Origin of the sequence: Bartonella sp. ML70XJBT (assembly GCF_028618425.1) — a bacterium.
GTDB lineage: Bacteria > Pseudomonadota > Alphaproteobacteria > Rhizobiales > Rhizobiaceae > Bartonella.
In genome coordinates this window covers 41,655-54,135 of sequence record NZ_JAQISX010000006.1, presented here as the reverse complement: position 1 = coordinate 54,135, position 12,481 = coordinate 41,655, and the positions used below count along the sequence as shown (strand labels likewise).

At 42.1% G+C, this 12,481-nt stretch carries 8 protein-coding genes and 1 pseudogene; all 9 read right to left on the bottom strand.

Annotation, left to right across the window (positions count from 1 at the left end; translation table 11 throughout):
• Positions 1 to 262: 262 nt before the first annotated feature.
• Positions 263 to 1,267 carry an HlyD family secretion protein gene (locus tag PVV65_RS04020; RefSeq protein ID WP_273754942.1) on the bottom strand — a complete coding sequence of 335 codons (1,005 nt, stop codon included), beginning with the start codon at positions 1,265 to 1,267 and terminating at the stop codon, positions 263 to 265.
• A 23-nt stretch (positions 1,268 to 1,290) separates the two neighbouring features.
• Complete coding sequence (locus PVV65_RS04015; RefSeq protein ID WP_273754941.1) at positions 1,291 to 2,922, bottom strand: MFS transporter; 1,632 nt, start codon at positions 2,920 to 2,922, stop codon at positions 1,291 to 1,293.
• A 24-nt stretch (positions 2,923 to 2,946) separates the two neighbouring features.
• Entirely contained in the window at positions 2,947 to 3,363 is a 417-nt protein-coding gene (locus tag PVV65_RS04010) for a F0F1 ATP synthase subunit epsilon (protein WP_273754939.1), read from the bottom strand.
• Between the two features lie 125 nt (positions 3,364 to 3,488).
• Positions 3,489 to 5,096 carry a F0F1 ATP synthase subunit beta gene (atpD, locus tag PVV65_RS04005; RefSeq protein WP_273754938.1) on the bottom strand — a complete coding sequence of 536 codons (1,608 nt, stop codon included), beginning with the start codon at positions 5,094 to 5,096 and terminating at the stop codon, positions 3,489 to 3,491.
• 19 nt (positions 5,097 to 5,115) lie between these two features.
• Positions 5,116 to 6,039 (bottom strand): F0F1 ATP synthase subunit gamma, encoded by a 924-nt coding sequence (locus PVV65_RS04000; protein ID WP_273789301.1) that lies wholly within the window; start codon positions 6,037 to 6,039, stop codon positions 5,116 to 5,118.
• Between the two features lie 20 nt (positions 6,040 to 6,059).
• Positions 6,060 to 7,595 (bottom strand): F0F1 ATP synthase subunit alpha, encoded by a 1,536-nt coding sequence (atpA, locus tag PVV65_RS03995; RefSeq protein WP_273754934.1) that lies wholly within the window; start codon positions 7,593 to 7,595, stop codon positions 6,060 to 6,062.
• Positions 7,595 to 8,179 (bottom strand): ATP synthase F1 subunit delta, encoded by a 585-nt coding sequence (gene atpH, locus PVV65_RS03990; RefSeq protein ID WP_273789300.1) that lies wholly within the window; start codon positions 8,177 to 8,179, stop codon positions 7,595 to 7,597. Before atpH ends, atpA begins: the two co-directional genes overlap by 1 nt.
• A 1,132-nt stretch (positions 8,180 to 9,311) precedes the next feature.
• Positions 9,312 to 9,566 (bottom strand): annotated as a pseudogene (locus PVV65_RS10005) (primosomal protein N'); the annotation flags it as partial.
• Between the two features lie 27 nt (positions 9,567 to 9,593).
• Entirely contained in the window at positions 9,594 to 11,801 is a 2,208-nt protein-coding gene (locus PVV65_RS03980; protein WP_273789327.1) for a primosomal protein N', read from the bottom strand.
• Positions 11,802 to 12,481 lie beyond the last annotated feature (680 nt).

Sequence of the window (12,481 nt, the reverse complement as noted above, 5' to 3'; positions counted from 1 at the left end):
CCACACCTCAAAGGACGCTGTTACGAGAGTATAGAAAAGCACCTTATCAATCCTCCCCTCGACTGAATTATTAAAAGAAAAAGAAGGGATTAAAGAGGCATGCGCTTTAATGTTCTTTAGAGCATTATTTTACATCATTACCAATGAGAGTTTTAAGAGCTTTAAGAGATAGATCATCACAAACCAAACTAAATCTTCTAAAGTGAACAACCACTTGCTATAAGAAAATGGTACAAAAATTAAATTGAAAAAACCCAAAATTTTATCCTCCAGAATCGACCCGCTGCGAAGTATCCACATACGTAACCACAGACATCCCAGGAATGAGCTTTTCGACCCCTTCCTGACCAGGATCTAAAGCAATCCGTACTGAAATACGTTGCGCAATTTTGATAAAATTACCAATTGTTGTATCTGTTTTTAACAATGAAAACTCTGAACCTGTCGCTGGAGCAAAACGAACCACACGCCCTGTTAACTTTTTGTTATTCAATGCATCAACAGAAAAAACAACCGGTTGTCCCACACGCATCTGAGAAAGTTGCGTTTCTTTATAATTAGCAATAATCCAAATATCATCAGAAATGACCGAGACCAATTGCGTCCCCGGCATAACATATTGTCCTACCCTAGCGCCAACCAATCCAATATAGCCTGTTCGAGGCGATAAAATCTTTGTATGATCGAGATTGAGTTTTGCCAACTCAACCCCCACCTTTGCTCCCGCAACTTCTGACTGTAAACTTTGCCGTTCAAGATTTAATTGTTTTTGCAATTGCCGTTTTGTTTCCAGTGCCGCCAAGAGTTGTGAAAGAGGACGAGAAACAGAATTTGCTACCCCCCCAAAGCCTAACTTTTTATCAGGAACAACATTGGAGAATGCTCGTGAACGGGCCAATTCGACTTCTGCTGTATTAATTTCACCCTGCAAAAGCTGTGCTTGCAATTCAATACTAGCCAATTTTGCATTTTTTGAATCGAGAACAGCCTGTGCTCGTGCAAGCTGCTGACGAAAAAGAGAATCATCAAGTTCAAAGAGTAGCATTCCTTTTTCAACGCGTTGATAATCTTGCACATAAATCCGTGCGATCACCCCAGAGATCTGTGAACTAACCAAAGTAACATCACCTTTAATGGAAGCATTATCCGTTATTTGAATGTTGCTCACAAAGGGAGGTAGTCTCCAAGCCCACAAAATCAGCAAAACTCCCGTAATACCTGATAGGAATGCAACAATCGTAGCCTTTGACCGTAATGCTTTTATCATTTTTGCACCCCTCTTCTATGACATCACTTTTTTTCTAATGCACGCACAGAGCATGACTTAACAACCATTGTGACAAGAAAAATAACGAATACAACCATTGAAATATAAAAATAAAGCCGAAAAACGTCATCATAAGCAAAAATATTTGCTGTTAACTTAAATTTCTCTATCAACAGAGAAGTCCCCTGATCACTCCCCAAGCCATGAGCAACAGAAGCACCATAAGAAGGCGAAAATAAAGTATTCATCTCACCAGAAATAAGCGGATCAGTTACAACAATATTTTGTGTCAAGGATTCAAAGTTCTTATGAGCAAAATAAAACTGTAGGCTGCCAAAAAAAGCAGATCCCATCAATCCCCCCGTTACTTGCGTGAGCAAAAAAACAGCAATAAAACTCAAGACATAACGCGGTCCTCGCTCACCAGCGATCACAAACCCTTTGAAAAGAGCAGGAGGCAAAAAAAGGGCATAACTAAAACTCACCAATCCTTGACTCAACATCATGTCTCGTGGGCGCGTTAAATGGTTTACACGACTGTCTAAATAAGCGCCAAGTGCCAAACAACCCAAAGATAACAAATAAAAATAATCCTCACGCCCTGCGCGTAAAAAAAACACACAAACAGCTCCTCCTAACAAAATCCCCAATGTCACCGCAAGATACATGGGCGCCATCTCACGATTGAGCAAACCAAAAAGATTAAAAAAACCAACAGGCAAATTGGATCGCTCCAACAAGAAAACATGAAAAATCAATAAAATAAAGACAGATTGTATCATTTCTTTACTGAAAATCCAACGCAGATCAATCAATGGTTTTTCTCTATTAAGCTCAATCATAATAGCAACAGCCAAAGAGAAAATAGCCAGTGCGAGTCCCCAACCAATCCATGGTGCTTCATACCACCAATACAATACGCCAACAGACATAATCACAGCATTGAGACCAAGACCAAGAGCAATCAAACCATAACTTATCCAATCTAACTTTTGAATAACCTTACTACGGACAACAGGGGTCAGGGGCAGAGTATAGATACAGACCAAACTGATGAGAACCAGCCCCATTTCCAGAGCAGAAAGACTGGAAAAACCACCATTTTCCAGCAAATCAGGAGAAATCAAATGGGATAAAGGTGCTGCTAAAGCCGCATTCATATAATTCAAACTAAGACCAACAGTAAACTTCTTTGCCGGTGCAAAAGCCTCCATCATATAAAGCAACGCAAGCGAAGCCAAAGGTGCAGCAGCAATCCCAGCAAAAAAACGAATAATCAGCGCAGAACGCAAATCGGTCACAAAAAGCTGTAAAACGCAAACCAAAACGAAGCCAAGGATCGACAGTTCAGCAAAAGCACGCAATCCAAATTGATAGCGAATTTTGATCAACATAATCGCCACACTTACATTTGGTGCCATATAGGCTGCAACCAACCATGTTGTCTCGGCTAAAGTTGCGTGAAAATCACCGGTCAGATGAACAATATTAGACTGAACAATATTGGCCCCTAAGCCATAAGCCCATTGCAAAATAAGAGAAGCAAAAATATAAACAAAACATTTCGGCAAAGGTCCTGCAAAAACACGACCAGGGCGTGGGAAAGGTTTTCCGCCCCTTTTAGCAGACACAACCGTACTCCTTTTTCCGCTCATGTCACTTTTTCCTAATATACCCTGCTACGCTTCTATCAAAACAGAACCATCCACTGACAATTGCTGGAAAAAAGCCTCTATTTTAGAATTGTCCGCATTACTCGTTCCCCCCTCTAACGTCGCTTGAACCTGCAAGATCCGCTGTTCTAAGACATCAAAAGAAAGATGCTCCACAGCCACAACATGCTCAACCAATAAGGAGCAGCCGGAAAAGGTAATATTTGCAACACCTCCGCAAACAGCAAAGAGCTTTTCTCCCGCAGTGGTGCGAACACGAACACCCCCCAACACAATGCTTGCCACCAATGGTGCATGATGTGCCATAACGGTCAAAGAACCTGAAGCTGAAGGAAGAACAACAGACACCACCTGTTCTGAAAACACAATCTTTTCAGGCGATATAAGCTCAAACAAAAAATGCTCTTCTCTATTGTTTTCCACAAAAGTCTCCACAGTACCCAGAAGGGCTTACCGCCCTCTTTAACAACTTATCTTTTTCAACAACCTGCCCTTATTTAACGACAAATATTCACGACAGATTTATCTTCAAGTAAAAAGCTTCTGATTTAAGAAGCCTCTGCCATGAGGCGTTTTCCTTTTTCAATGGCTTCATCAATCGAACCAACCATATAAAAAGCAGCTTCTGGCAAATCATCATAATCGCCCGCACAAAGACCTTTAAAGCCTTTGATTGTGTCTTCCAAAGGAACAAGTTTCCCCGGCGAACCCGTAAAGGCTTCTGCCACATGGAAAGGTTGCGAAAGGAAACGTTCAATTTTACGCGCCCGGCCCACCAGCAGTTTGTCATCTTCAGAAAGCTCATCCATCCCAAGAATAGCAATAATATCCTGAAGCGCTCTATAACGTTGTAAAATGGTTTGCACTTGACAAGCAACCGTATAATGCTCTTCCCCCACAATCAACGGATCCAACATACGCGAGAAAGAATCAAGCGGATCCACGGCTGGATAAATTCCCTTTTCCGCAATAGAGCGCGAAAGAACAGTTGTTGCATCCAAATGGGCAAAAGACGTTGCCGGCGCTGGATCTGTCAAGTCATCAGCCGGAACATAAATCGCCTGAACGGAAGTAATAGAGCCTGTTTTTGTACTGGTAATACGTTCTTGCAAAGCTCCCATATCCGTTGCCAAAGTAGGCTGATACCCCACAGCAGAAGGAATACGCCCTAAAAGAGCAGATACCTCAGCCCCTGCTTGTGTAAAACGGAAAATATTATCCACAAAGAAGAGAACATCTTGTCCTTCATCGCGAAAGCTTTCTGCAATAGTCAACCCTGAAAGAGCCACACGCGCACGCGCTCCTGGTGGTTCATTCATCTGCCCGTAAACAAGCGCACATTTTGATCCTTCTGTTGAACCATTATTCTCTTTTGGATTGACATTCACGCGGCTTTCGATCATTTCGTAATAAAGATCATTTCCCTCACGTGTCCGTTCTCCCACACCAGCAAACACAGAATATCCACCATGTGCCTTTGCAATATTGTTGATAAGCTCCATAATGAGAACGGTTTTTCCAACACCAGCACCACCAAACAAGCCAATTTTACCCCCCTTTGAATAAGGGGCTAACAAATCCACGACCTTAATACCCGTGACAAGAATCTCTGAAAAGGTCGATTGTTCAACATATTCAGGCGCTTCTTGGTGAATAGAGCGCGTTTTGGTTGAAGGAATTGGACCCACATTATCCACCGGCTCTCCAATCACATTCATAATACGCCCCAATGTTGCTTCTCCTACGGGAACACTAATTTGTGCTCCTGTATCCACAACCTTTTGGCCCCGCATTAGACCATCGGTCGTATCCATCGCAATCGTACGCACGGTATTTTCACCCAAATGCTGTGCAACTTCTAACACCAAGCGATTACCTAAATTCTCTGTTTCCAACGCATTGAGAATATTTGGTAATGCCCCTTCAAATTGCACATCAACGACAGCACCAATAACCTGCTTGATCTCACCAACAGCGCCTTTTGCACGTTCTTCTTTTTTCACCGACGCGTCTTTAGCGGCACGACGTGCAGACGCAGATGAAGTCTTGACATCCACTTGAGATTTCGAAGCGTCTTTTTTCACACCGGAACGAGCAGCTGGTTTCTTTTTTTCACCTTTTTCTGCTCCTTTGCTTGAGGTTACTGCTTTTGCCATCAATCCTTACCTTTTCCATTTAAAGCGCTTCAGCGCCCGCAATAATTTCGATCAATTCTGTCGTAATTTGTGCCTGACGTTGACGATTATAAGCCACCGTCAATTTATTAATCATTTCACCTGCATTACGCGATGCATTGTCCATAGCTGTCATCTTTGCGCCCATTTCACCAGCAACATTTTCGAGTAAAGCTCGAAAGATTTGCACTGAAAGATTGCGTGGTACAAGCGCCTCTAAAAGAGAAGCAGCATCAGGTTCATATTCATAAACAATTGCCTCAGAAACAATCCCTTGTGAACCTTTAGCTTCTGTCTGTCCCCCAATATCTATTGCCTCAACAGCTGCTTTTGGAGTCCCCATTGGGATCAAGCCAAAAGCTGTTGGACGCTGATTAATTACGGAAACAAATTCAGAATAAAATAGTGTACAAACATCAAAAGCGCCTTCATTGAACAAATCAACAATGCGTTGACTAATCATCATTGCCTCGGCAAAACCAATTCGCTTTACAGCATGTAAATCAATGTGATCAATCATCAAACTTTTGTAATCACGTGATAAGATATCCGCACCTTTTTTGCCCACAGTGATAATTTTCACAATTTTACCAGTGGTCAACAGTGCTTTAATCTGCTCACGAGCACGACGAGCTATTTGCACATTAAAAGCACCACATAAACCACGCTCAGCCGTACACACCACCAAGAGATGCACATCATCGCGCCCCGTACCACGCATAAGAGCCGGTGCATCAACACCATCCACATCCTCCGCAACACTGGTTAAAATATCGGCCATCCTCTTCGCATAAGGACGTGCCGATTGCGCCGCCTCTTGCGCACGATGCAACCGCGCTGCTGCAACCATCTGCATAGCTTTGGTAATTTTCTGTGTTGCTTTAACCGAAGCGATACGGTCTCTAAGATCCTTTAATGAGGCCATTCAAGCATTCCATCAATTCATCACGAAAAATTTTTCGCATACGTGTTAAGAACAGTTATCAACTTATCTTTTATCTCATCTGTTATCTGCTTTTGCTCAGAAATTGCTTTTAAGAGATCTTGATAATCACTCCGCAAAAGCACCAAAAGCCCCTGCTCAAACCGCGCAACATCAGAAACCGCTAGAGAATCAAGATAGCCATTCACCCCTGCGAAAATAACCACCACTTGTTCTTCTGTTTTGAGTGGAGAAAATTGTGGCTGTTTTAAGAGCTCTGTCAAACGCGCTCCCCGATTCAAAAGCCGCTGGGTTGATGCATCCAAATCAGAGCCAAACTGCGCAAAAGCTGCCATTTCACGATATTGCGCCAATTCACCTTTAATAGAGCCAGCAACCTGTTTCATTGCCTTAATTTGTGCAGCCGAACCAACACGCGATACGGAAAGACCAACATTTACAGCAGGACGAATTCCCTGATAAAACAAGTTGGTTTCCAAGAAAATTTGCCCATCCGTAATCGAAATCACATTTGTAGGAATATAAGCCGAAACATCATTTGCTTGCGTTTCAATGACTGGTAAAGCTGTCAAAGATCCCGATCCATTTTCCGCATTCAACTTTGCCGCCCGTTCTAAAAGACGCGAATGCAGATAGAAAACATCTCCCGGATAAGCTTCACGTCCCGGTGGACGACGAAGCAAAAGAGACATTTGACGATAAGCCACCGCTTGTTTTGACAAATCATCATAACCGATCAAAGCATGTTGCCCATTATCACGGAAATATTCGCCCATCGCGCATCCCGCAAGAGGTGCTATAAATTGCAAGGGAGCAGGATCAGAAGCGGTCGCCGCAACAATAATAGAATATTCCAATGCGCCACGTTCTTCTAAAACTTTAACGAATTGCGCCACCGTCGAACGTTTTTGACCAATCGCCACATAAATACAATAAACTTTGTCCTGCTCTCGCCCAGATCCTTTTTCATGAAAAGGTTTTTGGTTTAAAAATGTATCAAGCAAAATCGCTGTTTTTCCTGTTTGGCGATCACCAATCACCAATTCACGCTGTCCCCGCCCAATAGGAATGAGCGCATCAATCGCTTTTAATCCGGTTGACATAGGCTCATGCACAGACTGACGCGGAATAATCCCTGGTGCCTTAACATCAACACGACGACGTTCTGTTTCCTTAAGAGGTCCCTTACCATCTATAGGATTTCCAAGAGCATCGACCACACGGCCAAGCAAAGCGGGCCCTACAGGGACATCCACAATAGCGCCTAATCGTTTGACACAATCCCCTTCACGAATATCGCGATCTGAACCAAAAATAACCACACCGACATTGTCAACTTCCAAATTGAGCGCCATCCCGCGCACACCATTTGGAAAAGCAACCATTTCCCCAGCTTGAACATTATCCAAACCATAAACACGAGCAATACCATCCCCCACAGAGAGAACCCAACCAATTTCTGAAACCTCAGCCTTTTGGTCAAAGTTTTTGATTTGCTCTTTTAGAATTTTTGAAATTTCAGATGGTCTAATATCCATCAGCTGACCTCTTTTTTCAATGCAAGCTTAAGCGAAGACAATTTTGTTAGAAGAGACGTATCAATTTGAAACGCCCCGACACGAACGATTAACCCACCAAGAATTGTTGGATCCACAGTGATGTGTAGCAAAACTTTTCCTCCAACGACACCTTCCAAAGTCTCACACAACTCTTGTTTTTGTTGAGAACTTAAGGGGCATGCAGAAATGATTTGCGCAGTAACTTGCCCACGAGCGCGTGCAACGCAACGCTGAAAGGCATGTAAAATACCAAATACGGCACTAAGCCTACGGTTTGTTGCAATAACGCGTAAGAAATTACCAATAATCAGCCCTGCTTCTTTATCAGCAAACTTGATGTTTTCACAAACAGATTGCATCACCTTAATCTGCTCTTTGACTGAAAAGAATGGACTAAGCACGAAGTGCTTTAAATCTTCATTTTGCTCTAAGACAAGCAAGAAATCTTCCACTGCCTTTTCAATCTTTTCAACGTTTCTAGCTTCTTGAACGCAATTAAAAAGTGCTTGCGCGTAGCGTTGATCTACCAACGGCAGCGGTATGAGAGAAAATGAATCCGACACGAAATACCGCCTCTTTCCCTTGAGCGACTCTCTGATAGTTATCAGATGATAATGAAACAGACATTCTCAATCTTAAGAATCTTCTTCTTAACACCTAGAACAAAAACCATTCGGTTTCTAGCATAGACATAGCCGACTCGCAACACCACAAATGGCTGCTTTTTAAAAATTTTAAATAAAATATTCAAAATATTTTTGAAAAGGATTTTTTAAGATCTCCAAGGTGGCATCCTGATTTTTTTATGCTCCTTTTTGACATACTGTAAAAAAGTCACGCTCTTTAATTTTGCTTCAAACAAAGCAAGATCAGAAAAAACTGTCCTTCTTTAAAAATCATCTCTCTTATCTCTACAAAAGCTTTAGCGAGAAGCGAGAAACAACTGCGACTGCAATTGCAAAAGTCTTTTATTTCAAATGTATAAGCAAGATATAATAATGGATATCCCCTTTAAAATTAAGGAAAAAATTGATCATTTTTCTCTTAATATCCACTCTTTATTAAAACGTTTCACAAACTGCTATATTACCAAAGTATATTGTTTTGTAAAAACACTTTAAGAATACAATGCATTGATTTATGAGAAAATGCATCATGTTATCATACAAGATAATCCCCCCGATACCATAAGACTTTATGACTTCAAATCCTTTTATCAAAATCATTCCCTTTCGACCGCATAAGCAAAAGAGCAAACGATTAAAGAAAAACGCTTTCTATAAACACTCTCAAGATATCAAGAGCTTTTAGAAGCTCAATAATGGTGCCAATTTATGGCTTTAAGAAATAAAGATGGGGAAGCCTTTAAAGGCTTTTTCATTTATGCAAAGCGTTTACATTATTGACACGCAACATCATAAAATGAATTCAAGCTTTCTGAGAAAGATTTGCTAAAACAATCATATGAAAGCCCCCTACCTTTACGTTTGATCAGAAGCAAACCAAACAGCTCTCACACACTCCTCAATGTTGCGCCCTTGACACTTGAGACAATTCATAAGAAACAAGCTTTCTTGGATAAGTTTTACGCCATACGAGCGCCTCACCTTGTAACCTTCAAAAGGTGAAAAACTTAATAAATCAATGTGTTGTACGAATAAGGACGATACCTCTGTTCCTCTCATAACTTCCTCTCATAACTGAGATATTTTTCCCCGCGGTGCGGCTTGACGCAGGGCCCGCTCATAATGTTGTAGCGGCTTGACGCTGTTGTGCAGACACAATCAAAAAGGCAAGACGCCATAGGAGGGAAAATAATCATGCTGACGTACTATAATCTCTCGTTTGTAAAAATCTTCTGGTTTGCATGAAAGTAAGGCTTTCCGGATAATCCGGTTGATAGGTTTGTAATAGTCCTAAACTTTCCAATCCCACCCGCCCTGCTTCTCCCAGCCACTTGAGAGAGAAATTTTATTTTTAAAAAAAGCTTTGTGGATCAATATCAATTTGGACCCGAACAGAACTAGGCATTTTAGGACTATTGCTCAGCATTGCCCGAATGAACCCTTGTATATCAAAAGAGCGCTGACCTTGCAGTAAAAGCCGAAAACGATAACGCCCCCGAACCAGAGCTAAAGGCGCTTCTGCGGGGCCCATAACCGAGATATTTTTTTCCCGTGGTGCAGCTTGACGCAGGGCCCGCGCATAATGTTCCGCGGCTTGACGCTGTTGTGCAGACACAATCAAAGAGGCAAGACGCCCATAAGGGGGCAAATGATACTGTTGACGTGCTGTAATCTCCCGTGTGTAAAAATCTTCTGGTTTGCATGAAAGTAAGGCTTTTATGACCGGATGATCCGGTTGATAGGTTTGCAATAGTCCTAAACTTTCCAACCCCACCCGCCCTGCTCTTCCAGTCACTTGAGAAAGCAGCTGGAAAGTACGTTCACTTGCACGTAAATCGCCATTGGCAAGACCAAGATCAGCATCAATAACCCCCACCAGAGAGAGCTTGGGAAAATGATGTCCTTTAGCGACCAACTGTGTCCCAATAATAATATCCACATCGCCATTGGCAATGGCTTGCAATTCACTTCGCAACTGCCCAATTCCCCCTTTAAGATCTGTTGAAAGAATCAATGAGCGCGCTTGGGGAAAAATCCCTTTTGTTTCTTCTGCAATTCTTTCCACACCCGGTCCACAAGCTACGAGATGGTCTAATGTTCCGCATTCAGGACAGGCTTCTGGAAGGGATTGATGATAGCCACAATGATGGCATTTCAGTTGTCCTTGCGCACGATGTTCGACCAACCAACTTGAACAATCGCTACAATGAAAACGATGTCCACACACTCGGCATAAAGTTAAAGGCGCATAACCACGGCGATTAAGAAAAAGGAGCGCCTGCTCGCCTTTCTCAAGTGTTTGTTTTAAAGCTCTTTCAAGGGTAAAAGAAATAAAGCGTCCCTTTTGCACTCCTCCTTGGCGCATATCAATGACCCGCAACTGTGGAAGGGAAACTTCTTTAAAACGGGAGGGTAAATGCACCTTTTGATAACGCCCTTTTAAAACATTGGCTTGGCTTTCAATCGACGGTGTTGCTGAGGATAAGATAACAGGAAAATGCTCAAAAGAGCCCCGTGCAACAGCCATATCACGCGCATGATAAAAAATGCGCTCTTCCTGTTTATAAGCGCTATCATGCTCTTCATCGACAACAATCAAGCCAAGCGCATGAAAGGGAAGGAAAAGTGCCGAACGGGCCCCCGCAACGACACGCACCCGCCCTTCTGCAACTTGCCGCCAGACACGTTCTCTACGACGTGGTGTCAAATCGGAATGCCATTCTGCTGCCGCAGCGCCAAAGCGTGCATAAAAACGATCTAAAAACTGCTGTGTTAAAGCAATTTCTGGCAATAAAATTAAAACTTGGCTACCCCCTTTGAAGGCTTGAGCAACCGCTTCAAAATAAACTTCTGTCTTTCCAGAGCCCGTCACACCATCGAGCAAAAAAACTTGAAACTGAGAAGATAAAACACCTTCCCGCAACAGTTTTGCTGCTTCACTTTGTGCGCCCTGCAACTGAGGAGGACAAAAATCAGGATCGGGCATACCGACAAGATCAGGAGCAGGAACCTTAACATCTTCAAAAATTCCTAGTGCTTTTAAACCTTCAACAACAGAAACAGAAGTTCCAGCCGCATGTGCAAGACCAGAACGTGTCCATATCTTCTCACTGCGCACCAATTCCAAAACCCGTGACCGCGCTGGTGTGAAGCGTTCCACATCTCCCCCACAATAGCGCAATCCAAGCATCTGCGCTTCCGGCTCTAAAGCAGCCGGTACGGACAAAACCAATCGTGCAACAAGACCGAAAGGCGTCATTGTATAACGGCTAACAAACCGCAAAAATTTGATCATTTCTAGCTTTAATGGGGGACAATCAAAAACATGTAAAAGAAAGCGTAATTTTTCACGCGCCACCGAAGCAGTTCCTTGCCCATCCTTTGTTTTCTCCCCAATATCCACAACAAAACCGCAAAGCTCGCGCCCCATCACCGGAACCCGAACAAAAGAACCAATTTCCACTTCCATAGAATCCGGAACTTTATAACTATAAGCATGCGCAACAGGAAGAGGAACCAAGACAGATACAACCTTTTCCTCTATCATGTTTGAATTCACCTTTTTAACCAATCTATGATCTCCCCCTTATCTACAATCCTTTTCTACAATCCTTTTGTCTAAGATCGTCTTGTCTACGATTATCTTGAGCACCAACAGGTCCACACCTTATTTTTAAACACTCTTATAAAATTCATTTATAAATTCAGTGTGAGCTTCAATCATTCTTCCCTTTCACAATAAGCTTCTCACAAGAATCATTCTTAATACGCATTCCATTACAAAAACACCAATCTCATCCTCTATAGCAAACAAACAATGCTACTCTCCAGTGCAAATAAAACCCATCACGATTAAGCATTCAACACAACATTAATCACTATCATCACTGCACTCCTTAGCGATCCCATAATTGTAATTTCACGCCCAACATAAACACTTTTATTTTCTTTCCACCTCATATCTCAACTTATCATCAACATATTGATTCATAAAAATAAATCATTTTTACATATCGTCATAAAAACGCTCAATATGAGAATTTTTTTATTATAAAAAATTCTTTAAACGCAGGAAAACTTCACATGTAAAACGCATATCCTCTTTAATGATACTTTACGACACAAAAATATCCATTCACTGACATGCGACAATCGAAATAAAATGTCCCATAAGATAAGGAAGGCATCTTATAAAATTCTCAAATATCAAGAGTAATCACCAATGGAAAATGAGCAAAG